Below are 24,322 nucleotides of genomic sequence, written 5' to 3' on the forward strand. Positions count from 1 at the left end.
TGGGAACCAGCCCCGTCTCGTTGCAGGAACGACGGAGTGAAGGGTGAAGAGACGACGAAAACTGTGGTTTCTTCTTTTCCCAAACGCTACGATGGGGCAACTTCGAAGCCAACTTTCTGATCGAGGAAAGGACTGACGCAACAATGAGCGGACGGGTTTTAGAAACCAACGTATTGGTGCTGAATCGCTTTTACATGGCGATTCGCGTGGTCAATGTTCGTCGAGCGTTGACGCTTTTGTATCGCGATTGTGCGGAAGTCATTGACAACGACGATGGACAATTCATTGGGTACGACTTCGATAGCTGGTGTGAACTGAGCCAATTGGCATCAGACCAAAAGCAACCAGAGGATGAATACATTCAGGCCGTCGGGTTTGAAATGAAGGTCCCGCGGATCACTCGATTGACCCGGTTCGATCGCATGCCGGCCCAAACGGTTCGATTCAATCGAAAGAACCTGTTCGCTCGCGATGATCACACTTGCCAGTATTGCGGCAAAGCGGAACCGACGCACAAACTCAGCCTCGATCACGTCGTGCCCCGGTCTCACGGTGGCGGAACGACTTGGGAAAACATCGTGTGTTGCTGTTTGCGTTGCAACAGTCGCAAAGGCGGACGCACGCCGCAACAAGCGCACATGAAACTGCTTTCCCGCCCGATCAAGCCTCGGTTCAATCCATTGATGACTCATTCAATGGACGACCCACGGTACGCGTCGTGGAAGACGTTCCTGCAAACGGCCAAATAGGCAATTTGGGCAAGAGCAAAACCAGCGTTTTGAGAACGAATTTCGCTTGTCACCCCGGTGGGTCGTCAGACTCACCGGAACCGGCGTGATCGTGTTCAAACGTTGCCTTCCGCTGCCTCTGGATCCGAAAATAAGGATTTGCTCGACAAACAATTTTCGGCGTGGTTATACTCGGGTCATCATCGGACACGACCCCATCGGACCCGAATCGGAATCATTGCTTATGTCCTACGACGACAACCCCACATCGCCCGTTTTCCGCATCGATGTTTCAGCGGAATCAGATGCTGGCGTGCCAGTTTCGAACGAGGAACTGACGGTTGGGTTGCTGCGTCAATTGGTCGTCAGCCAGCAGCAACAGACCAAATTGTTGACCGAATTGGTTCAACAGAATGCCGCGATGCACAAGCAACGTGCGGGTGAATTGCAGCAATGGAAAGACGCTAACCCGCAATTGTCTCGCGCCTGCCGCCGCGCCGCCGAAACGCTCAGCGAAGTGCAGACCGAGTTTTTGCAAACGTTGACCGAAGAGATCGACGACTCGGGCGATCACTTGGTCGAAGGTGAATACATGCTGAACGAATTCATCGATCGGTTTGGTCCCCGAATGGCCCATCTGAACGGAATTTTGCAGGTACTTGCTCAACTCGGGACCGGCGAACCCATCGCGCAGCAACAACAACACTGAATGCGGGTGAGAGATTTCGGCCGCCGAAAAAATTCTGTGGCCCGGAACTCCCAAGTGGACTTTCGAGAAACGGAAACGTTCGCTAATCTCTCGCCTTCTCGGACGCGAACGTCTTCCACAGGCGTTCCAAGGTCGTCCGAAAACTGCCTTATCGGGGCGTAGCTCAGCCTGGCAGAGCGTCTGGTTTGGGACCAGAAGGTCGCACGTTCGAATCGTGTCGCCCCGATTTTCTTTTGCCGTGGGCAGTCCTTTCTTCAGGCTGCCCGCCCTCTTGGCAATCCATATCAGAGCCCCTCTGACGGCACGCTGAATCAAAGCCCTTGGCTGCGGTTCTGTTGTGCGCAATGTGACTCACGCCCTCTCGGGAAACTTGTTGGCACCAAGTGAACCGACCACTGCGTCTTTTCAATGGCCAGTTCGTCTCTGTTTAAGAGAAGCCGTTCTTGAAAAGGAAAACCATGATCCAATCGCTCCCCAATCCACGCAACTTCATCCAACCACAAGCCAACGTCTTTCAGCCTTCCAGCCCCACGTCGACGCCTCCACTGGCGGCGTCCAATGCCCCATGCTGTGGTGAACTCGCCGCCCCAGCGGACTCGTGCTGCGGCGCGACTGAACCGACATCGATCTCCGCAAAGCCAGAGGCAAAAACTTCTCACGCCGACAATCGCGAATCGTTGCCCATCGCCATCATCGGGGCGGGTCCGATCGGGCTGGCCGCCGCTGCGAATCTGATTCAACGCGACCAGGATTTCATCTTGCTCGAAGCGGGTCAGCGAATTGCCGCGAGCATCTGGGAATGGCGACACGTTCGCTTGTTCACTCCTTGGTTTTACCTGATCGACCCAGCTTCCAAGCGAATCCTTCAAGCCGATCATTCGTGGCAAGCTCCCGATGACAACGAGGTCCCATTCGCGAAGGAGTTGGTGGAACGCTACTTGGATCCGCTTGCCGCCAACGAACGCATCGCCTCCCGTTTGAAACTGAACCATCAAGTCACGACCATCTCTCGCGATGGACACGACCGAATGAAAGATGGCAACCGCAACGAGGCCCCCTTTTTGATCGTGGCCGATACCCCTGACGGCCCACGTCGGTTCTATGCCCGAGCGGTCATCGATGCGTCTGGCACCTGGAACACGCCCAACCCGATGGGAGCTGGCGGGATCGAGGCGGATGGCGAACAACAATTCCAAGACCACATTCGCTACGGCATGCCCGATGTGTTGGACCGCGAACGAGACCGCTACGCTGGCAAACGCGTGCTGGTCGTTGGCTCTGGGCACTCCGCCACCGGTGCGGTGCTGAGCCTGGTTGAACTCGCCAATGAGGCCCCCGAAACGATGATCGCTTGGGCCGTCCGCCGCACCAACCCCGCCAAGCTTTGGGGCGGTGGCCAGGCAGATGAAATCGAAGCCCGAGGCGCACTGGGGACTCGCGTCAAAGCGGCTGTCGACGACGGCAGAGCCACCCTGCTGACGGGCCTTTCAATCGGCGCCATCAGCGAGCATCCAGATGGCTTGGAAGTCTTCGACGTCCATGGCGTTTCGCAGGTGATCGTCGATGAGATCATCGTGGCGACCGGAGCTCGCCCCAACTTGAATATGCTTCGCGAACTTCGTTTGGAACTGGATGCCGCCACGCAAGCGACCAAAGCACTCGGGCCTTTGATCGATCCGAATCAACACAGCTGCGGAACTGTTCCACCGCACGGTGCGAAAGAACTGACACACCCCGAACGTGGGTTCTACTTGGCTGGCATGAAAAGCTATGGTCGAGCACCGACGTTTTTGATGCGGACCGGTTATGAACAAGTTCGATCCATCGCAGCCGAACTCTCCGGCGATCACGAGGCCGCGAGAAAGGTCGAACTCACACTGCCATCCACCGGTGTTTGCTCCACTGATCTGGTGAACCAAGAACGGGGTGACTCCTGCGAAATCACTTCTTCCTGCGAAACAAATGTCTCGATCGAAACCAGCAACCGCTGCGAAGCAAACGGTTGATTCGATCGAAGCGTAATCACCGCAGTCATATTCTTGTCAGCTCCTTGAACCGCATTCGTTTCGAGTCAGCAATTGAAACCCACATCAAGTATTTCGCGCGCAGTCGACATCGAGTGATCACCGGATGAACACAGATAGCGAATCGCACAAAAGGCTTGTACAAAGGGGACACACACCGTCGCCAGACAGTGCATCAACCGCTGAGATCTGGAATTTGTTCGGGGAAGAACTTCGGACATTCTTGCTCCGTCGCGTTTCCGCCGCTCAGGTAGCCGAAGACTTGCTGCAGGAAACATTCGTTCGCATTCACACCAAGCTGAACGAAGTCGATGACCAACAACGCATCCGATCCTGGGTGTTCCAGATCGCTCGCAACTTGGTCGTCGATCACTACCGTTCGAAGTCGCGTGAGGCCGCCGCATTGGCCGATGAAATCGCAGCCAACGGTGAGCGTGAAGAAAGCTTGGAAGACGTCGTCATCGGTTGGCTCCCCAAAATGCTGGCACAACTTCCTGAGGAGCAACGCGAAGCGGTCGAACTGTATGAAATCCAGGGACTGTCCCAACAAGAGATCGCGAACAAACTGGGGCTATCGTTGTCCGGTGCTAAATCTCGCGTCCAACGAGGCAGGTCCAAACTCAAGCAAGTGCTCTTTGACTGCTGCAGTTTCGAGCACGATCGTCGCGGCAACCTGATCGGCTATGAAAGGAACCACTCGAACGAGTCACACCGGTTGGACGCTTGATTCATCGCGACAACTTCGGCTTCACTGGGTGAACGTGCTAAACTTCTTTGAGGCACACGAATTGTGTTTCGAACTGCCGCGGCGAGGGTGGACCCTTTGGCAAATCGCGGTTTCCCGAGCACGCTTATCCTTCCACGACAAACCAGCCAGGCGGCCATCCAGTCCGCTGGACTGAAACAACGCCCATGGTCAAATCCTGCCGAAGTTGCAAACGCCCGATTGATCCCGACCGAGACTGGATTGAAAGATTCTTGGTCGAAGGTGCACCGGCACCGCCTGAGTCTCGAGCGACCAAAGCCGATTTGCGACAAGCTGTCGCAGAACGCGACCATTTGCTGGGTCAACTGCACGCGATGGCCCTGCGAATGCTGGCCAAGGAGCTATCAATCGCCTCGTCGCCGTCACTGAGCGACAATCGCACGCCTTCGCAGATCCATGCGGATATGCAACGTTGGATCCAAAATCACGAACTATCTCAGTGAAGCCTGTTTTGAGGGGCCCGATTCCCAGTGTCCCGCGTCCATCAGGCCAATTTCCAGTCGAAGTGGCGCGATCGTTGCTCTCAGCAGTTACGACTCTTGCACCTTGTTGATTCATGCCGGCGCGGTTACACCAGAATGTTTCGGTTCGATCGTTCCCAGGCAACTTCCTGGAACCCCCTCGACGGAGAAGTTTCATCCGATGGCGAAAACCCTAGTCGACTGCGGCAATTGTGGTCCTGATTTCAATGCCATTCGTCAAATGGTGACCTCACACTTTGACGCTGCGGTGTTGCAGACCCACGGTGCCGAGGACACGATCGAATTGTTGAAGAAGCGCAATGTGGACCTCGTGACGGTCAATCGAAAACTCGATCGCGACTACACGGATGGTTTGGATGTGATCAAACAAATCAAATCCGATCCTGATCTGGCCAAAGTGCCCGTGATGCTGGTCACCAATTACGACGAACATCAAGAAGCGGCCATGAGCGAAGGGGCCGAGCGAGGGTTTGGAAAATTGGAAATCGGTTCGGACAAAACAATCGAACAACTGAAGCCCTACCTGGTGGACTGAGTTGGTGGACACACCTTATCGAAAAATGCTGGCGGCCAAGATTCACCGCGCGACGGTGACTGGTGCAGACGTGAACTACGAAGGCAGCTTGACCGTTCCCCCGGAACTGTTGGTTGCTGCAAAGATTCACCCTTACGAATCTTTGCATGTTTGGAATGTGACTCGAGGCACGCGTTTGGAAACCTACGCGATCGAAGGACTTCCAAATTCCAATGACGTGTGTGCCAACGGTGCCGCCGCTCACTTGATTCGTCCTGGCGACCATGTGATTTTGGCGGCGTACGCCATGGTTCCCGAAGCCGATGCGGCGACACACAAACCTCGTTTGATCTTTGTTGATGACAACAATCAGTTGTCCCACGTCGGCCCTGAGATCGCGGGTCCCAACCTGCGATCCGATTCCGATGACACGCACCTGGTTCGCTCCACTGAGATGACGCCTGACGGACAACCGCTCGCTGAAGGTTGCTAGAGCATGTCCGGTTCGGGCGTTTCGCTCGTCGCTGCGGTTCGGGCGAAGGAATCCCAGCCCAACGATTGGCAACGCCAAACTTTCGTCTTGTTGGGCTCACTCGCATTATTCGTTGCGGTTGGCCTGCTGTGGTGGGACATCCGGTTGGTATTGATGCTGGTTGGCATCCTGCTGCTGCACGAAGGTGGACACTTCGTTGCCATGCGTGCGTTCGGGTACCGAAACATTCGAATGGTGTTCGTCCCCATGCTCGGTGCCGCTGTCAGTGGCCAACCGATCCGGATCCAGCGTTGGAAAAAAGCCATCGTCTACTTTGCTGGTCCGTTACCGGGAATCGCGATTTCGATGGTGTTGCTCTTGATCGCGTCAGCAGGCAACGCCGACGCGAACGCATCCGTCTCGGCGGTACCAATCCTGTTGATGAACAGCAGTCACCCTTGGCTTTTCGAACTGGGTGGTTTGGGTCTGTTGCTCAATTGGATGAACTTGCTTCCTTTGCTACCGCTGGACGGTGGCAGGATCGTGCAATCCACATTCGCCCGGCCGTCACCCTGGCGAGAAGCCTTGGGTCGTGTGCTGACGATGCTGGTCATCGTGGGGCTTGGGATTCTCATTGGCGAACCGATGTTGCTGCTATTGATCCTTCCTTTGCTGTTCACCATGCCATTGACCTACCGCACCTGCTGGCTAAGTCGGCGACTGTGCGAAAATGAGATTCCACCGCCCACCGAGAGCGGGATTCCCGAAACAGCGATTGACACGATCGCATCGGCCATCGACGAAACCGCTCTCCGTGCTCTCGCGCCAACGCAAAAGGCATCGCTGGTGCTGCAGCTCTACGAGTCGCTGATCACGCCACCTCCCACCGCGTTTGCATCGCGAATCGTTGGGCTGGCTTATCTTGGCTCCTTCATGGTGAGTACGCTTTTTGGATGGTGGATCTGGTCACTCCATCGCTGGCACGATCCCGCCGTCGGAAGACTCGATCTTTCCAAAAGCTTTGCAAATGCGACCGGTTTCGACAAAGGATCTCAGATCATCCTGGCCGTAATCACCGAGCTGCTGGAATCGACTTCACTCGTGTTTTGAGTGGCAACGATTCTGCGAAGGAATTTTGCTGGATCCCGTCCGAGGTTGTTACATACCACGGTCGATCCTTGGGGCATCAGTGAGTATCCTGGTGCGATTGAATTTCGCCACTCATGAATGCCGCCACCATGTCAGACTCGTCCAGCGTTGCCAACGGACCAAAATCCGAAATTTACGAAGCGTTGACGTCGATTCGGTTGATTGATCCGCACTCGCACATCAACCCGCATTCGCCGGCATCGACCACGCTGGCCGATGTGCTCGGTTACCACTACTACACGGAACTGGCACACTCGGCGGGAATGCCGAAATCACAGATCGAAGACAAGGCGATCGGCCCAAAAGAGTTGGTCGAACGTTTGGTGGGTGGTTTGCAACCGCTCGAGAACACAGCCCAGTACAGTTGGCTGATCGAAATTTGCCGCACGTTCTTTGGCTTTGAAGAAGATCGACTGCACCTGAACAATTGGGAAGCACTCTATGACCGCAGCGAGTCGATCATGGCGTCGGCCCAGTGGTCCGAAACGGTGCTCGACCAAAGCAACGTTCAAGCGGTCTTTTTGACCAATGATTTTGACGATGCACTGGAAGGCTTTGACACCGAAACCTACATCCCATGCCTTCGCACGGACGACTTGGTTTTTCACCTTGCAAAACCAGAAGTCCGCGGCCGATTGGCAGCATGCACCGGAATCGAACTGGACGGCAGCCTCGAAAGCTTGCGATCCAGCCTGAAGCAACGCTTTGAGCATTTTGTCAGCCGTGGCGCCCGGGCTTGTGCGATTTCGATCCCACCCACTTTCACGCCGACTCCGGTTGGTGACGGTCGAGCATCAACGGCTCTCAACGCTGTTTTACAACAAGGTATCTCCGCAGATGCGTCGCATCGAGACGCGTTGGCTCGCCGAGTTTTCTGGACACTCGCTGAACTTTGCGATGAGTTTGGTCTGCCGTTCGACTTGATGATCGGTGTCAATCGGCAAGTCTATCCCGAGGGCGTTTTCCAAGGGCAAGACCTTTACGACTCTCGAGTCTCGCTGATTCAGTATCGCGAATTGTTCAATTCTTTCCCGAACGTGAAGTTCCCCGTTTCGGTTTTGGCGAGCGTTACCAATCAAGAATTGGTCAGCTACGCATGGATCTTCCCCAACGTGATTACCAACGGCCACTGGTGGTACAGCAACACGCCTTCGTTCATCGCTCGCGATGCGGCAGCGAGACTCGAAGCCGTTCCACAAACCAAACAGATCGGCTACTACAGCGACGCGTACAAACTGGAATTCATCTGGCCGAAATTCGACATGTACCGCAAAGTGCTCAGTGGTGTGTTGGCCGATCAGTTTGTCTGCGATCGAGGATGGTCCGTCGAGCGAGCCGTCGAACTTGGACGCAAAGTGCTTCGCGACAACGTTGAAGAGATTTTCCCGTTGCCGAAGGGAGCAACCAACTCCACATCCGAAGAAGACTCCAGCGACAATGCCGATGCTCCCAACGCTGGCGTCGAATCGCTCGGCGCACTCGGTGTTGCAACCGCGGTCGCCGGAGTCACCGAAGTGTTGGACTACGGATCCACCCCGTCCGTTGAGGAGACTCAGCAGGTCGAAATTGAATCCGACGAACTGGAATCATTGGACGTCGATGCTCTTCCCGCTGACGAAGAAGTCCAGGAACTCGGCGTCGATGACGTTGAACTGCTTGATGACAGTGTCTCGAGCGAAACATCGGCCGAACAACTGGAGAGTTTGGTCGATGACGAACCGCTTGATGTCGGCAATCTGCTGGATGACGAAACGCCGAGTGAGCCAATCACCCAGCTTCGCGGCGAGTCCTCTTTCAGTCCCGACGACGATTCTCTGCAGTTGGAAGCGGATCCAAACACGGGCGAGTTCACGCTACCGGTCGGTGACGACGACGATGATGATGACCATGTCATCATCACGGAAAGCGATGACTCTCACTCCAGCAGCGACGAGTCGCCTGTTGAACGAACCGACCCGACCGCTGAGACCGTCGAGGAATTGGAAGAGTTTGATTTGGACTTCTTGAGCGACGACGACGAAGAACCTGCCAAGGAATCCTGAACGGGTTCGGTTCGTGCATGCCGCTAGCGGCAAGCTGAACCTGCATCGGGTCGCTCGGTCGATTCCGTGGGCGGAACGAACTTTCGCGATCTTTGCGGATGCATTTCGTCGTGGCGGCGTAGCCGGACTGCTGGCTTCACCAGCCGCGCAGCTCGCCCAATGTTCCTCAAGGCACCGCAAAACCACTCGACCGCTCAATTCGCACCCGCTAAGAAGCGTGAATCTCAGGTTTCTTACCCCATTTGCGTTATCCCGGACGGTACTTTGGAGGTCGACGCGCGTTCAATGCTGTGAATGGCGATGTTGTTCGCGATGAAGCGACAACGCTGATGTCCTGAGGGAGAAACCGTGGTGCGACGTACACGAAGCTTGAATTTGCCAGCCCACGTTGGGCTGATTTGTGGAGCTGTTTTGGTTCTCACAATCTCGGCCAGTGTTTCTCGGGCTGAATCTCCCGCCCCGTCGACGGCCTCGGCCACAAATGGTGAGCTGCAAGACGTTACTCAGCCACTTTCGATTCGCATGTCCGATGGGACGTCCGAAGAAACCCCAAACTTCCAACGTCACATCACCCCGCTGCTTGGCCGCCTAGGATGCAACGGGCGGGCATGCCATGGATCCTTCCAAGGTCGTGGTGACTTTCAACTCTCGTTGTTTGGCTACGACTTCCGCGCCGACCACGCGGCACTGCTCGATCCGGACACCGGCCGAGTTGATACCGACGATGTCGCCGAGAGTCTGATCCTGGCCAAGCCAACGGATGCGGACATGCATGAGGGAGGCAAGCGTTTGGAAGAAGGTAGCTGGCAATACAACACGCTTCGCAATTGGATCGCCGCAGGAGCCAAGTTCGACAATCAGAACGTCGACGAACTCGATCGCCTCGAGATTCAACCATCCGAGATTCAATTCCAAAACGAGTCTCAATCGGTGGCTCTGACAGCCATTGCACACTGGGCGGACGGTACCCGGGAAGACGTCACTGACCTATGCCGGTTCACGACCAATGATGATGCGATTGCCGTCATCGACGAAAACGGGTTGGTCTCCGCCGGCGAAACTGGCGACACCCATGTCGTGATCGCGTACGACCGGGCCGTCGTTCCGGTTCCGGTCATTCGTCGTGTCGTCGCAACGGATCCCAATCCTTCACCGACTCCCTCCGAACATCGAATTGATCAGCTGATTGAAGTCAAACTCGATAAACTGGGCATTACCCCGTCAGGACTCTGCGATGATTCCGACTTCATCCGCAGAGCCAGCCTGGACATCACCGGCACACTTCCCGCCGCCGCAGACGTGCGTGCGTTCTTGGCCGACACTCGCTCGGACAAACGGGAACGTTTGATTGACGAACTGCTTGATTCGCCGGGCTACGCAGCTTGGTGGGCAACCCGCCTTGCAGATTGGACCGGCAACAGTGATGAGCAGCTCAACAATGCCTTGCCGATTCGCGGTTCAGCATCACGGCTTTGGTACGAATGGTTGCGGGTTCGCCTGGAAGACAATTTGCCTTACGACCAAATCGTCGAAGGCATCGTCATGGCTGACAATCGCGAAGAAGACGAGTCTTACCTGCAGTACTGCGAATCGATGACACAAGCCTGCCGCCCGGGCAACGAATCGCAATTCGCGGAGCGTTCCGGCATGCCGCTGTATTGGGCTCGTCGCAACTTTCAAAAGCCCGAAGAACGAGCGATTGGATTTGCCTACTCGTTCCTTGGGATTCGAATTGAATGTGCTCAGTGCCACAAACATCCGTTTGATCAATGGTCCAAAGATGACTTCGATCAGTTCGCCATGCTCTTCAAAAGCATCGAAGCTCGTCCAAACACTGTCGCACGAGACTCGAAAGCCGACCGCGATGAGCTGATCTCGAAAATCACCGGCGAAGAAAAACTTCGCAACGGCGACCTACGCCGCAAAATCTACAAGGCCGCCGCGCAAGGCGAAACGGTTCCATTCCCTGAACTGGTCTACAACGACTCAGCAATTCAATCGCTGAAGCGACGTGCAAAAGCCAAAGCAAAAAAGAATCCCAAGGCTGCTCCGCTCAGCATTCCTGAAGGCTTCATCTTAGGACAATCAGAACCGGTTGCATTGGACCGTGATCCACGAGGTGAGCTGATGAACTGGCTTCGCCAAAAGGATAATCCATACTTCGCAAAAGCAATCGTCAATCGCGTTTGGGCAAACTACTTTGGCATTGGCATCATCGACCCAACCGATGATATGAACCTCGCCAATGCTCCTAGCAATGCCGAACTACTCGACGAGCTTGCAAGCGGATTCATTCACAGCGGCTATGACTTGAAGTGGCTCTCTCGCGAAATCGCGACGAGCGATGCGTATCAGCGAAGCATGGACACCAACGCCAGCAACGAACATGACGACCACAACTTTGCCCGTCACGTTCCACGACGACTGCCGGCGGAAGTGATTCACGATGCCGTGTTGCTTGCGACCCAGTCCAGCGAAGAAGCAGATCGCATGCGAGACGAAATGGAGCAAATGGCGATTGCCAACGGAGTCACTCAGAATCGCAACAATCGAAACTTTGCTCTCCAAGTATTCGGCCAATCAGAACGGGAAAGCAATTGCGATTGCGACCGCAGTGATTCGCCCAGCTTGCTTCAGTCGATCTATTTGCGAAACGACTTCGAAATGTATCGCCAACTCGGATCGAAAGATGGCTGGGTCACGCAAACGATGAAATCGCTTGGGATCGAGTCAGGCGACGCCGGAGTTGATGCGCAAGTCTTACGTCGAGCCGAGCAATTTCAAAATCAGACCATTGCAAAGATCAAGCGGTACAAAAAGATGGCTCCGAAACAACGTCGTGCCAACCAAGATCGGATCCGCGATGAATACAAACGAGTTCGAGAGAAGCTAAGCCAGTACGGATTCGATTCGCCAAAGCTATCCGACTTGCTTGATGATCCAAGCGCATGGGAATTGACTCGAGTCGAATCTGATCAACAACCAGAACCAGGCACCTCAATGGAACAGGTCGTCAATGACGCCTACCTGCGAACCCTGTCTCGTTTCCCCGACGCGGATGAACGCGAAACTTCGCTTCAGTTCATCGCTGAATCTGACTCTCCCAAAGTCGGCATCGAGTCGCTGATGTGGGCATTGGTTAATACCAAAGAATTCATCATCACTCACTGACATTTCCTGCCGCGTGATGCGCGGCCAGTTCCAACCTCAATCACGCACTCACCGTTTTTCCCAGGAACTTCCAAATGAAACTTCATCGAACATGTGATGGAATCGTTCGCCGCGATTTTCTTCGTGCGGGAACACTGGGTTTGGGTGCGGTTGCATTGAATGGAATATCGCTGCCTTCGTTGCTCCGAGCTGAAGAAACCGGGCGCGTATTGCCGGGCGGCGCTAAACGAGCCATTTTCATCGAGCTCAACGGTGGCCCCTCGCACATCGACACGTTCGATCCAAAACCCGATGCGAGTGATGAGGTTCGCGGACCGTTCAATCCCATCTCAACGAACGTTCCTGGCGTTCAAATCAGTGAGCACCTGCCGAAACTGGCACAAGTCGCGGATAAATTTGCGATCCTACGGGGCGTCAGCCACACACTCGCGGCACACCAACTAGGTCGCGAATACATCAACTGCGGCACACGCCCCATCCCATCGCTGGAATACCCCAGCTACGGTGCAGTGATGACACGTGAATGTCCTGGCGATCATGACATTCCCAACCACGTCGCGATTCCGAAAGCGTCACACGGTGCAGGGTTCCTAGGCATTCAACATGCCGCATTGGAAACCAAGTCAACTCCAGCTCCGAACAAACCCTTCTCGGTACGTGGAATTGCACTACCGGGAAACGTTTCCATCGACGAAGTCACACGCCGTCAGAGCCTCCTCAAGAAACTCGATCGTCGATTCGCATCCATCGAGAAAAACGAATCGTTGCTCCAAGGATTGGACCGCTTTGGCGAGCAAGCTTACGCGATGATCACGTCGTCACGAGCCCGCGAAGCCTTTGACATCTCACGTGAACCCGAGAGCATGCGAAAGCAGTTTGCGGACGATGCCTTCAGTCAAAGCTGTCTCCTCGCATTGCGTTTGATTGAATCCGATGTTCGTTTTGTGTCGCTGCAATTAGGTGGTTGGGATACGCACCAAGACAACTTCACAAAGCTGAAAGAACAACAGCTACCCAAGTTGGACTCGGGACTCAGCGGCCTGCTGACCGGGTTGGAACAGCGTGGGCTGCTCGATTCCACCGCGGTTTTCGTCACGGGCGAATTTGGCCGCACGCCGAAGATCAATGATCGCAGTGCAGAAGGTGGTCGAGACCATTATCCTCGTTGCATGTTCATGCTGATGGCAGGCGGCAACGTACGCGGTGGGCAGGTGATCGGAGAGAGCGATGACACCGCATCTGGTCCGCGGCACGAAGCGATCACCCCCGATGACGTCGCTGCGAGTTTCTATCGCAATTTGGGGATCGATCCCACGATGGAATTCGCAAGCGAAACCGGACGTCCCATTACTTTGGTTCGCGACGGTCGACCGATCGACGCATTATTCAGCTAACGCGTTTTCCACACGCGAGTTGGCAATCGATTTGAAAGGTTTTGCGGGTGCCGTTGTGCGAAGCTCGCGCCGGTTCGCCGCGTCGAAAGGCGGCAACCCTTGCTTCGACGACCGTTGCTTATTGAACGAACGGATTGACCTGGACGGCGTTTGGGTTTGCCTTCCGTGGAGCGTGCGGACCTTGCGATCCGGTATCAATTCGCTCATCAAGATACGGCTGCGTTGATGGACTTTCGTCATCCATCAACTGTGCTTCACTCGACGCACTGACCTCGCTGACCGCTTCCTCACTCTCGAAGAATGCATTGTCAAATTGCGATGGCATGTTGGCCCAGATGTCTTCCTCGTCGCTAGTCGTTTCAGCGTCCTGCATCACACCGGGCTCCATCGATTGAGCCACTTTTGCGAACTCATCCATATCAATGAATGAAGTGGATACGACCGCGAGCAGGACAACACTGAGTACCATTCCAAAACCGCCGATGACCACGAAGGCGAAGTAGGCGACGCTCGCTGAGATGGGACCACTCTGCGTCATGACGGAAATCGTCAGAATGGAAGCGATTAACATCAGGATGAAGGGCAAGTACGGAGGGATCGAATCGGCGGCAAAGACGCAGACGATCGACACCACCCCACTCGCCATGCCCGCTGCGACGGAGACGAAGAAGGACCACGCAAAGCTGTGCTCACCACAACCCGCTAGGGAAAGACTCCACTTCATCGAAAAGCCATAGACAGCGACGGTGATCAAACAAAGCGCAGCCATCATCACGAAAATCGGGACGACTGGTAATGAACTGAGGTCCATAGCGGGATCGATGGAGTTCATACCCATGGGAACAACCAAGCTGATTGGAGAGGATCGGTTTAGAAATGACTTTCAAACCTAGGTCATCCCTCACAACTCTTTCGCTCCAGCCCGGTGCAGTCGCACCAAAATCCGCACCGGTTGCTAAAAGCCGAATTCAACAATCGATCCAATCGGCACAATCGCCACCTCGGCGCAGCCAGACGGGCGTAACCGAACAGATGGGCGTATTCGAAGAACTGCTTCGCTGGAAATCAGCGTCGCGGTAACCAACCCGCAACGGATGCTTTGGACCGCAAATCCATCTCGACGTCACAGCGAACATCTCGTTCACCCTGCTTCAGACGCACGAACACGACCACTTTCTCACCGGTCGGTTGTTTGTCTTTCCATCGAATGGGAATTCGTAGTGACTCTCGTGGCAAATCGACCGCCGACATTTGCTGCAAACGAACCAATTGATCTGGACCAAAGTCCCATCGTCCGAGCTTCGCGTCATCACCGGTCTTGGAGGCGTCCAATACAACAACGCTCAAAAAGGTTTGTTCAAGCGATGCGGGCATCGCCTTCGGTTGAGGCTTTTCCGACGACGCCAACTTGGTCAGCGGATCATGAGACTCGCCGATCAATGCTATTCCATGTCCATATTGATCCATCGAATCAACAACGACATCGATTCCTTCCGTGGGTGGGTAATCTGGATTGGTGGCTGATTGCTGCGTTGATGAGGTGTCGCTTACGAAACGAGGCAACGAATTTTTCTCGTTGACTAAAAGCTTCGCGGCATAAAGTTCGATTTTCTCCGGTGCTCCGTTGACCTTCCCAAGTCCACCGAGCATCCCCAGACCGGCTGGCAATTCAATCTGTCCCGGCGGATTGTCAGGACGTCCCGAAGGAGAGCTGGGCGGCACTGGATCGCCAGGCACGACTGGGTCGAACTTCAAATCATTTAGTCCAGGAGGAACGGGTTGGGTTGGAGCAGGCAACAACGATCCGGGATCGGTATCCGGAATGAATGGTTCCCCCGGATCGATCATCGAATCGAGATCCATTCCGTTTCCGAAGTCAAATGGCGTGTCCAATTGCTTCTTCGTACCTGGCGGGATGTCTTCCGTTCCTGGTGTCGCACCCGAGTCACTCGACGGCGAGTCATCAGGATCCACCAGCGGTTGATCTCGCGGTGAGAACTTGTCTGGAACGCCCGGATCGATGAACTCAGGGTCCTCCAAACCATTCCCCATATCGAAGTTGTCGGATTCGCCAGCATCGCCTTTAGACGAGTTCGGCTCGGGGTCCACGACGGGATCTGGTGGTCGCTTCGTATCAGTGACGCTCGGTTTCGACAAACCTTGGCTGAGATTTGGAGTTCGACGTTGGGTAGGCGGAGGATTGGTTGCAGCAGCTGCCGCGGCCGCCTTCGCTCGTCGCAATTTTTCGATCAGAACGCGATTCTCGTAGTCGGCTTCGTAGAGTTGATCTTCGAGTAGCCGAATTTCACGAGCCATTTTTTGACTGTAAACTTCTTGCTTGGCACGTCCTCGACACCCGGTCATTGCGAAAACAACCGAACATGCCACCGCGATCAACAGCACGCGGACCAGTTTGGCGTTTTGGTTTGAGCGGGAGTTTGCTTCGACATTTACGCATCTCAAACGGCAAACTTGCTCGTTTTCACTGGCAAAGTGCACGCGCAAACGCCCCGAACCACTTGGGTTGGGTGAAGCGTTCGCAGAGACGGCAGACCGTTGAAACAACGGGATTTTCCTGAAACCAGAGATGAATGATTTTTTAGCTCAAGTTTCAGTTATCAAATGCCGACCCCGGGTGTCAACGGAAACTCCGGACCGACGGCGCATCATCTTCAGATTGAGAATGGTGCATATCAGCTAACACTCAACGAAAATCGCCGCGACTCGAGAGCATCGAATCGCGGCGAAGAAGATTTTCGTTCACAAACCAGCGGAACCAATCCCGGCTGACTCGCAGGGAGCGTTGGACCTAAAGAGCAACGCCGGGCATCGCGATTCCATCTGGTCGCTCGACTTCCGCGTCGTGAGACAGAATTCGGGATTTGCCAACGAAGTAACTGTGGGTCTGTTCCACAACCAGGTTGTAAGTCTTGTCGGTATTCGCAGGAGAGAGCGAATCGATCACTGCCACCCCATCAGCACCGTGCAGTGCATCGCCTGGAACAAGCTGTTCCGTCGTCGTCCAACCACGCCCGACCACCCAGAACGGGTGACCTTTGGAAGCGACAATCTCATCACTACCGAGCTGGATTTTGGTTAGCGGCTCGGGTTCGCGAACCGTTTGCCGTAGAACGCTTTGGTAGCTCAGCGACCCTGTTTGCACATCACAGCTCAAGACTTGATCGCCCAATCGCAAACTTTCAACAGGTCGCATACCGCGATCGGTCCAGACAAGCGTTCCGGCCACCAAACAATCCGCAGCTGGACGAACGTAGACGCCGATCGTGGCCTGTGGAACCGAAGCGGCTTTTTTTTGTGCCCATGTCTGCTTTTCCTGGGGTCCCTGCGGCTCCGAGGAATCCCCTTTCTGACTCCCTGAGCGATTAGACAATGCTCGAACTCGAATCGGCGACGATCCAATCGGAGCGGAATTGCCCACCGCACGATAGGCGACATTTCGTACCAGCCGGCGTTCGACCGGGGGAATTCCCGTGTCACCATATCCGCGATAGGCGAACCACCAATCACAAATGCTTTCCGCGGACTGTTCACCACTGAAGCTTGAATCGAGCTGTCCGATCACCGCAGCGGTGCGACTTTGCAGGAAACGACTGCGTTCATTGAATCGCTCCGCTTCGGACCGAACCACACTGGCATCGCGAGCACTTTCCGTATGAAGACTCTCCACCGCGTCGCGGCTAGCGATCACACCGCCACCTACAGCCTGCCCACCTTGCACTGCAAACACTTGCGTCACGGAATCTAAAACCTTCACACCTTCCGCATCTTCTCGACGATATTGCCGAACGACTTGGTAGGATCGGTCCCCTTCGTTGAAGACCAAACTGTGAGTTGACTCGATAGTCCCCTGGCACCAATCCAACATGGTTGGAACGAACAAAGCTGGATCGACTTTCTTCAACGACTGCGTCGCCAAGTCGCGAAGTCCTCTCCGTTGATCAAACACAGCCAACCGGGCAAGTGCGACTGCGGCGTCAGCTTCCTCTCGATCTTGCAACCACTCAACGGCTGCGACGGCGAATTCATCCGTTCCATTGGATGCCTCTAACAAAACCGCATCAATGGCGTCTGGCGTGTCGATCCGCGTCAGTTGTTTGCGAGCCTTTTTCAACACGCCGGAGTCGTTCAACTTGAACGACTCTGCAATCGCGTGAATTTTAGGCGAATAAGCCTTTAGGTTCCGTTCCGTCTCGCGAAGCTGTTTTTCTTGCTGAACAGCCTCTTCTGCCAGGACCCAAGCATCCCTCACTTGAACATTGCCGAGATAGCGATGTGCCGCGACGTGGTCACGTTGCAGTTCGACAACACGCAATGCATGTGCACGAGCGCGGCCGGGCATGTGCTGGCCACGGCACCAACGCGAAAGTTGCCAGTGATCGGCGGCCGTGTCATCCATCGAGTCACGACGGCTCTCGTATTCAGTCACGCGATTGGCGTGACTGACGTCCTTGATCGTTTCATCAATCGATACCCACTGACCATGGGCGTCTTTCATTTGCCCTTTCAAAGCATTTGCTAATGACTGAACTTCGGAGTCGTCGGGAGGATTGGCAAGCAGTTGCTCGCGAAGAGCGACGTCACCCGTCGATGAAGCGTCAACCAACTTGGCAGACCAATCCGCATCTGCACCGACTGCCTGGGACTCAACCCCGGTTGCCGCCCAACAAGTCGCACCGACGAGAAATAGTCCCATCGAATATCGAACACCAAACCAAGCATCGAATCGCGTCGCCTTCATTTTCAACTCCAGTGACTTCAGAGGCCAGAAAAGGGGAGATGGATGTAGGGAGTCTGCACAAGTGGGTGATTGCCGGACAATCCTCCCGCATCTTCGTTCAAGGGTACAAGATTCACCCCCTCTGGGAAAGTAAAATCCGACACTCGCAAGATTTCCGTTGAGCGATTCCATGCCTCCGCGAAAGGAACGTGTCCAAGTTCCATCGAAAGCTCCTCCATCAGTAGCTCGCTGGATTCAGGCAAAATAGGCAACCGAGCCATCACCAAGTCATCCAGCCCTGCCGCATGACCGCGACTCGCTTGAACGAACAAATGATTCTGAATTTCCGTTTGAAACACCGTAGACACTTTTCTCAGTTCCGGGAAACGTGAACTGAGGTCGACCCAGCTTCTCAATTTTTCATTCCCGATCTGCACAAGCCGTCGATCCCATGGCTCATCTCCTCGGGTGAATGGACCGGCAGAAAAGGAAGAGAGCGGAGTGACAGTGTCGTGGGCGGCCAAAACGTTTCGACCGGTATTGCCCCACCAGACCGCATCACCCCAAGTCGCTCTCGGTCCTGGGAATAGCTGTTCCGGTGGAGCCTGATTCAGGGAAGGAAAGTCGTCTGGCTTATCAGTCGCCCACTTCACCACCGGATCGAATTCCTCCGGAGCAAAGGGACGCCGACTCGATGTCCCAATTTGCATCGCTGTTCCGACGGTGTGAGCGTACACGACCGAGTATCGATCCTTCCAACGGAGCGTTTGATTGTTCTCTTCGATTTGGACCACCAGTTCCTCAAAAGGGAACTGCCACAAGAATCCGCTGGGAACCACCACCACGTTTTTGATTTCCGGATGATCGATTCCGCATAAAGGAGGAAACAATCGTTTTGTCAGATCCAGTTCCAGTTGTTGCATCCTCCGGCGGACCGCCTCCTTCCCGATCGCATCGACCAATGTTGGCGAACTCAGAATTTGCGTCACCCAACGTCCACTTTGCTGACGCAGCTCGCTGACATCTTCAACTTGCCAATGACTCGCCTGCCCCCGATGCACCAACGACCCAACCAGTTCGTCATCGGTCATGTGAAAAGAAACGATTGCGACACCATCAGGCAATTCACGCCAATTTGGCCGGCCATTGCGAAGGGGAATTGGTGGTGGTTCGACTTGAGGCAACATGATCTGCTCAAGCGCCAAGGCGGCCAGTTGAGCTTGCAAGCGTTCGTGCAAAATCGCTGCCTCCATTCCCAACACCTTTGGATTGAGCGACATCGAAGGGATCAGCGGTTGCAACGCTTCGACCAACTCATCGTGGTTCTGAAAGAAATCGTTCAACGACAATTCGTCATTGAGAGAGACCTGCCGGAGCGCTGTTCGCAAATCAGTGACGGTAGGATATTCACCGAACGAACTTCGAGCCAATGAAGATTGATGCTCATCCATGCGAGCCGCGACCCGCTCATCGTCATCCGCTGCGGCGGCAAGTTCGATCCCCAATCCCGTCCATGTATCGCGATCCAGCGTGAAACAGAAATGATCAAACGACGTTAGATCTCGCCCCGCTTGCGATTCATTCCAATGCGTTTGATAACGCTGACTTCGTGTTGCGATCGGAATTTGATTTCTTCGCCCGTCGCGAAGTCGTGAGAAACGGTATCCCATCGGATGGGTGATGGAGCGTTCAAGATTCGGTTGGGCGTTTTCTTGAATCCCACGAGCAAACATCCGACTCTGATTGAGCGTCTCGTCCCAAACGTGACGCTGGCGTTTTAACTCATCCAACGTTTGGAGATTGATCTCGTTGGCTTTTTGCGGGTCCAGTTGAGCGGAATCAACCAGTCCATGAACGCCAGCTTGAAGTTGCAACCAACGCGCCATGGCAGTCGACCGCGGAAGATTCAAGCGGCGTGAGCGACGATAGCGTTCCGCCAAAGCCAGATGGCTTTGGGCCGCGGCGGGACGTCCGGCCAACAAAGCAGCCCTCGCCGCCAAAATACGCAACTGAAATGCGATCGAGGGGGCTTCCGTCCTCAGGAATTCGGATCGAGCGGTCAACTCGTTCTCGAGTTGACCCGCCAATCTGGATGTCTCATCCCAACGATCAATTTCTTCCAACGCCAGTTCATAACTTTCGATCGCAAGTTGAAACTGAAAGAGCGCGAAGGCGATCTCGGATGTTGATACGGCGGTTGCGACATATTCTTCCATATCTTGTGGGGATGGCAGCACGACAGCTGCCTGCCCAGCCGGCAACGGGAGCTGCCCGTCAGCAATTTGTCGATTCAACCACCAGCGATTTCCAAGTGAACGCATGCGAGTCAGCCGGGCGATCGGCGTCAGCACATGGAACCCTCCCGAGATTTGGTCCAACGGTTCGGACAGCTGAATGTCAGAGTCATCACCGGCGTAGTAACGCAACGCCGTTCGAGAGGATGTGACCAACGTTCCCGCTGCATGAAATCGTCGATCCGTCCCCAGCACACCTGGTGGCACTGTCGCAGCAAGCACGCGCGGTGCATTAGCGTCTTGCAACAAAGCTTCGCGGCCTCGTAACCAACGCAATCGATAAGCGGCCACCGACAATTGCCGCAGCGTTTCGGCGATGTCCAACCCACGAAGCTGATCGATTTCTTCTGGCAGCTCAGCATCGATCGTCCATGTGCCGGAAGGGACGCCGGCCAACAGATACCGCCGCAATAACACCAATGGAACGTTGCGAGCCGATGGCCATAGGTCTAGTTCGGTTCGAGTGAGCACATTTGGAAGCTCTTCCCATGGTCGGCGTCGGGTTCCCCGGGGATCTCTATGCCTAACAGAATCCCGTTCAGGATCACTTTCACTCGTGGGCGCAGTCAAAACTCTCCACTGAATCCCCGACAGAAACGTTGGACGATCGACCACGACTTGTAAGGCCGCTTCGTAGTGTTCCGCTGCCGTCGCTAAATCGCCGGCTTGAAGATGGCACTCACCCAACAACGTCCGAATTGGTATTTGCCCTAACTGGTGTCGCGTAAAATCGCGAGGCGTGATTTGTTGCTGAAGCCGATTCAGGATGGCAATCGCTCGAGTGACATCGCCCTGAAAAAAAGCCTGCTGTGCCACCCGGTAACTCAGCGGCGGGGCGACATCGAGAAACGCTGCGCTATCCGGCGTTTGCGCCCGCGGGACGTTTTCAAAACGATTTGTGATGCCCGCCGCATTCAATGCTTCACGAGCGGCATCCTCTGCTTCTTGTTGCGCTGGCGCAGATGACGAGAACAGCAGAGTGAGTGCGATCGCCAGACCGGAAGCACTTCGAAGGAGCCAAACTCGAATCAACATGCCTGTCCCTCATCAAAGGGTATAAATTCGGTGCAACGTCACTCGACCGTCAACCGCCGCTCAGTCGCCAACGCCCAAGTCTTCGTCCAACGCATCGAGAATCAACTTCAGCTCCGCTTCCTCGTGCTCGTGAAACTGTTTCACGAATGAGTCGTACCGAACCAAAACCTTTTCTTGCGCGGTGGTGACTTCGGGAGTGACACCTTCGATCGGCGCGTCTCCGGTGCATGCGTGCGCAGCCGCTTCGGCCAAGTGTCTTGAATCTTCGAACAAAACGGCATGCTGACTACGCAGTGTCTCGGCCGCGATCGACATTTCGGGGTCGGCATCCAAGGCTTGATCAAAGTACCCGTAGGCCTCTTCCAAACCAAAGTGCAGAGCCAATTGGTCATTCAAATCACTGAAAAGCTGAATCAATTCAGGCCAGTGATTCGCAGCCGCCTCCCGCGGGTGCGTCAGAACAGCCAAACGATCCATCAATATTTTCAGATCGCGATTGTCATTCTTAATGTCCTGCATAAACGCCGCGTTGACGCTTAAACGGCGTGAATTGTTCGCTTGTGAGGCCATGTTGCTACCTTCCATTGCAGTGAATTGACTCTTTTCATTGTAGCCTTCCCGCGAATCGGGCTGGGAAGCCTCCCACCGGGAATCTGTCAGGATCAACAAAATGATTTTCGACCTTGACTGATTTTCAAGGATGGGAACAATTTGACTGCGTGGACGAGACGGAATGTTTCGGCCACGAAAATCTTGGGAAAGGATTTCCCAAGAAGTGTGCTTTCCAGGAATTGGGTTCGCGTGAAACTGGATTCGCGTGAACAAAGAAGCACCGAGACGATCCATTCACGTCAGCAAGGAGGCGACGAGATGCGTCACGCAATCGATCAATGGTTGAGCCAAACAAAACCGGGCGGAACTTTCCGGTCATCTTTCGGCTCATCTTCTCTTCCGCCTCACGAAGCGGTGAAGTGGACCGATCCCTCGGGCACAAGCGTCCAAACGGTTCGCCGAGTAGAACAATCTTCTGCCACCGAGCAGATTCAATCTCGAACGGCGAAGTTGGCCGCGGCGACGGAACAAGAATCGGCGACCTCCCATTCATCCGCAACCAAACGTGATGACGCCACCGCTCGCCTGTCTGGATTGCTGAAGAAAGTCCGTTTCTTCTCCGGTTCTGACATCGAGTTCACCTCGATCGCTCAATCGGCGGAAACCTGCCAACCCGGTCAATTGGTGGTCTATCGCTTGGGCGACGACTGCCCGGTTGAGTTGATTTCGCAAGCGCTCGCTCGAGGTGCCGCTGGCATTCTGACCGAGCAAATTCTTCCCGCTCCGATTCCACAAGCGATCGTTGCCGATACGGATCGTGCTCTCGCGGAAATTCGATCCAATCAAACCGATCGCCCCGACCAAAAACTCATCACCATTGGAATCGTTGGATCGGCAGGGAAAACGATCACTTCGTTTCTAACCGCATCGGTTCTTCGTGACATCCCCTGCCGTGTTGCTTACCAAACGGACCTTGGCTCGAGTGACTCCGTTGTCACGGAAGCAGGCACCGCCAAAGTCACCAACGGCGCGTCGCTGATTGATGCATTGTCTGATGCGGTCGATGCGGGTGCCGCGGTCAGCATCACCGAGATGGACTCAGCTCAATTGCGACTGGGAGCCTACGATCAAATCGAACTCGACATCGTGGTCGTGACCGGACTTGACATGGGCGGGAACGACTTTGGCCCTTCGCCCATCGAGTGTGCTTTTGAATTGGCAGGGCAGGGCGGTGTGTTGATCGTTCCTGAATCCGATCAACGCGCCGTTTCAGCTGCTCACACGGCGGCCCAATCACAGAACATCGAAGTGGTCACCTACGGTGTGGACAACGGAGCTGACGTTTCGATCCGAACGATCTCGCTAGAGGACGGAACACTGACCGCCATGTTACGGCACGAATCACGAGCTGCCGTGATGGAATCATTCCTCGGTCGCGGACACTTCGCTGAGTGTTTGGCTGCCGCGGCAGCCGTTGGCGTCGTGACCGAAAACCCATTGCCACAGATCGCAGAATCGCTCTGCAAACTTCGCGAATTGCCTGGACGTTTCGAAGCGATCACCAGCGGTGACTGGGAAACCGACCAGAACAATCCGGTCGTCCGTCTGGATATTGGCGGATCGCCCGAACGAGTGAAGTTCGCCCTGCAAGCCGCTCGCAAAGAGCTGCTGCAAACTCCCGCCAGCACCGCCCCGATGACATTGCCGATGCATGGATCATCGAGCGTGAACAACACAAAGCGACCCAAACTTTGGTGCGTTTTGTCGGTGAGCGAAAACGACGATGCGGAAACGCTAATGCAATACGGGCGACTTTTGGAATCCATGCCCGACCACTGTGTTTTGACCTGTGCCGACAAGGACAAAGCAAACTTTTTGTCGATGAGCCACGGTGTTTTGGATGGGATTCAAGACGTTGCCGCCATGCGGTTGGTCGCGGATTCAAGCCGCGCCATTCAATGGGCTCACGCCGAAGCAAGCAACAACGACATGATCTTGGTAGTTGGCGGAATCGACCGCAGCCATCCCGACTCGGAACGCCGGTCACTGGACGCGGTCACGCAGGTCATCGCGGCGTGTGCGGAAGAAAGCCAGAGAGCTCGCCAAGCGAACTCACACCCATCGATCTTGAAAGGGTCGCATGCCGATGCAACACCCGGCAAAGACTTGACGGGTCCAAACAGTTCCACGAAATCCGACAAACCCGACCTCAAGTTGTTTGACGGAAACTGATTCTTTCTACCTCTGAGACA

The 24,322-nt window shown here is 54.9% G+C and carries 17 protein-coding genes and 1 tRNA gene; 13 read left to right on the top strand and 5 right to left on the bottom strand.

All coding sequences use genetic code 11. The annotated features are described in order from the left end of the window. The first annotated feature begins 143 nt into the window (after positions 1-143). From RB_RS12335 to RB_RS12390, 12 genes are all read left to right on the top strand, one after another. Positions 144-749, top strand: a complete 606-nt coding sequence (locus tag RB_RS12335) for an HNH endonuclease (RefSeq protein WP_007328559.1) — start codon at positions 144-146, stop codon at positions 747-749. A gap of 223 nt (positions 750-972) precedes the next feature. After that, entirely contained in the window at positions 973-1,437 is a 465-nt protein-coding gene (locus RB_RS12340) for a hypothetical protein (RefSeq protein ID WP_007328560.1), read from the top strand. A 152-nt stretch (positions 1,438-1,589) separates the two neighbouring features. Further along, positions 1,590-1,663 (top strand) — tRNA-Pro (locus tag RB_RS12345). A 232-nt stretch (positions 1,664-1,895) separates the two neighbouring features. Continuing rightward, positions 1,896-3,443 (top strand): NAD(P)-binding domain-containing protein, encoded by a 1,548-nt coding sequence (locus RB_RS12350; RefSeq protein WP_164921933.1) that lies wholly within the window; start codon positions 1,896-1,898, stop codon positions 3,441-3,443. Positions 3,444-3,567: 124 nt separating this feature from the next. Continuing rightward, positions 3,568-4,188, top strand: coding sequence for an RNA polymerase sigma factor SigZ (sigZ, locus tag RB_RS12355; RefSeq protein ID WP_011120749.1), 621 nt, complete (start codon positions 3,568-3,570; stop codon positions 4,186-4,188). Positions 4,189-4,373: 185 nt separating this feature from the next. Beyond that, positions 4,374-4,670, top strand: coding sequence for a hypothetical protein (locus RB_RS12360; RefSeq protein WP_007332142.1), 297 nt, complete (start codon positions 4,374-4,376; stop codon positions 4,668-4,670). A gap of 199 nt (positions 4,671-4,869) precedes the next feature. After that, positions 4,870-5,244 (top strand): response regulator, encoded by a 375-nt coding sequence (locus tag RB_RS12365; RefSeq protein ID WP_008656289.1) that lies wholly within the window; start codon positions 4,870-4,872, stop codon positions 5,242-5,244. A gap of 4 nt (positions 5,245-5,248) precedes the next feature. After that, positions 5,249-5,716: an aspartate 1-decarboxylase gene (panD, locus tag RB_RS12370; protein ID WP_164921934.1), complete on the top strand. Its 468-nt coding sequence runs from the start codon at positions 5,249-5,251 to the stop codon at positions 5,714-5,716. Between the two features lie 3 nt (positions 5,717-5,719). Beyond that, positions 5,720-6,805 (top strand): site-2 protease family protein, encoded by a 1,086-nt coding sequence (locus tag RB_RS12375; protein ID WP_011120753.1) that lies wholly within the window; start codon positions 5,720-5,722, stop codon positions 6,803-6,805. Positions 6,806-6,918: 113 nt separating this feature from the next. After that, complete coding sequence (locus RB_RS12380; protein ID WP_011120754.1) at positions 6,919-8,886, top strand: glucuronate isomerase; 1,968 nt, start codon at positions 6,919-6,921, stop codon at positions 8,884-8,886. Between the two features lie 369 nt (positions 8,887-9,255). Then, positions 9,256-12,057: a DUF1549 and DUF1553 domain-containing protein gene (locus tag RB_RS12385; protein ID WP_164922841.1), complete on the top strand. Its 2,802-nt coding sequence runs from the start codon at positions 9,256-9,258 to the stop codon at positions 12,055-12,057. Positions 12,058-12,131: 74 nt separating this feature from the next. Continuing rightward, positions 12,132-13,451 carry a DUF1501 domain-containing protein gene (locus RB_RS12390; protein ID WP_011120758.1) on the top strand — a complete coding sequence of 440 codons (1,320 nt, stop codon included), beginning with the start codon at positions 12,132-12,134 and terminating at the stop codon, positions 13,449-13,451. A gap of 118 nt (positions 13,452-13,569) precedes the next feature. Here RB_RS12390 and RB_RS12395 read toward each other — a convergent pair whose 3' ends face one another. The 5 genes from RB_RS12395 to RB_RS12415 form a co-directional block, all read right to left on the bottom strand. Next, positions 13,570-14,289: a hypothetical protein gene (locus tag RB_RS12395; protein ID WP_164921935.1), complete on the bottom strand. Its 720-nt coding sequence runs from the start codon at positions 14,287-14,289 to the stop codon at positions 13,570-13,572. Positions 14,290-14,516: 227 nt separating this feature from the next. Then, on the bottom strand, positions 14,517-15,950 hold the full coding sequence (locus RB_RS12400; protein WP_164922843.1) for a hypothetical protein: 1,434 nt from the start codon (positions 15,948-15,950) through the stop codon (positions 14,517-14,519). 310 nt (positions 15,951-16,260) lie between these two features. Continuing rightward, positions 16,261-18,210 (bottom strand): polymorphic toxin-type HINT domain-containing protein, encoded by a 1,950-nt coding sequence (locus tag RB_RS12405; protein ID WP_164921936.1) that lies wholly within the window; start codon positions 18,208-18,210, stop codon positions 16,261-16,263. Positions 18,211-18,227: 17 nt separating this feature from the next. Beyond that, a complete protein-coding gene (locus tag RB_RS12410; RefSeq protein WP_011120762.1) occupies positions 18,228-21,518 on the bottom strand; it encodes a hypothetical protein in 3,291 nt (1,096 codons plus the stop codon). Between the two features lie 60 nt (positions 21,519-21,578). Continuing rightward, entirely contained in the window at positions 21,579-22,088 is a 510-nt protein-coding gene (locus RB_RS12415) for a hypothetical protein (RefSeq protein ID WP_007335453.1), read from the bottom strand. A 231-nt stretch (positions 22,089-22,319) separates the two neighbouring features. On the opposite strand from RB_RS12415, the gene RB_RS12420 reads away from it, so the two are divergent. Continuing rightward, positions 22,320-24,302 carry a Mur ligase family protein gene (locus tag RB_RS12420; RefSeq protein WP_164921937.1) on the top strand — a complete coding sequence of 661 codons (1,983 nt, stop codon included), beginning with the start codon at positions 22,320-22,322 and terminating at the stop codon, positions 24,300-24,302. Positions 24,303-24,322: the final 20 nt, after the last annotated feature.

This window comes from Rhodopirellula baltica SH 1, from assembly GCF_000196115.1.
Classification (GTDB): domain Bacteria; phylum Planctomycetota; class Planctomycetia; order Pirellulales; family Pirellulaceae; genus Rhodopirellula; species Rhodopirellula baltica.

Coding starts and splice junctions, on each gene's coding strand:
- RB_RS12415 (WP_007335453.1), bottom strand. CDS start 22,088: ATGGCCTCACAAGCGAACAATTCACGCCGTTTAAGCGTCAACGCGGCG.
- RB_RS12340 (WP_007328560.1), top strand. CDS start 973: ATGTCCTACGACGACAACCCCACATCGCCCGTTTTCCGCATCGATGTT.
- RB_RS12405 (WP_164921936.1), bottom strand. CDS start 18,210: ATGAAGGCGACGCGATTCGATGCTTGGTTTGGTGTTCGATATTCGATG.
- RB_RS12360 (WP_007332142.1), top strand. CDS start 4,374: ATGGTCAAATCCTGCCGAAGTTGCAAACGCCCGATTGATCCCGACCGA.
- RB_RS12410 (WP_011120762.1), bottom strand. CDS start 21,518: ATGTTGATTCGAGTTTGGCTCCTTCGAAGTGCTTCCGGTCTGGCGATC.
- RB_RS12350 (WP_164921933.1), top strand. CDS start 1,896: ATGATCCAATCGCTCCCCAATCCACGCAACTTCATCCAACCACAAGCC.
- RB_RS12395 (WP_164921935.1), bottom strand. CDS start 14,289: ATGGGTATGAACTCCATCGATCCCGCTATGGACCTCAGTTCATTACCA.
- RB_RS12335 (WP_007328559.1), top strand. CDS start 144: ATGAGCGGACGGGTTTTAGAAACCAACGTATTGGTGCTGAATCGCTTT.
- RB_RS12365 (WP_008656289.1), top strand. CDS start 4,870: ATGGCGAAAACCCTAGTCGACTGCGGCAATTGTGGTCCTGATTTCAAT.
- sigZ (WP_011120749.1), top strand. CDS start 3,568: ATGAACACAGATAGCGAATCGCACAAAAGGCTTGTACAAAGGGGACAC.
- RB_RS12375 (WP_011120753.1), top strand. CDS start 5,720: ATGTCCGGTTCGGGCGTTTCGCTCGTCGCTGCGGTTCGGGCGAAGGAA.
- RB_RS12390 (WP_011120758.1), top strand. CDS start 12,132: ATGAAACTTCATCGAACATGTGATGGAATCGTTCGCCGCGATTTTCTT.
- RB_RS12380 (WP_011120754.1), top strand. CDS start 6,919: ATGAATGCCGCCACCATGTCAGACTCGTCCAGCGTTGCCAACGGACCA.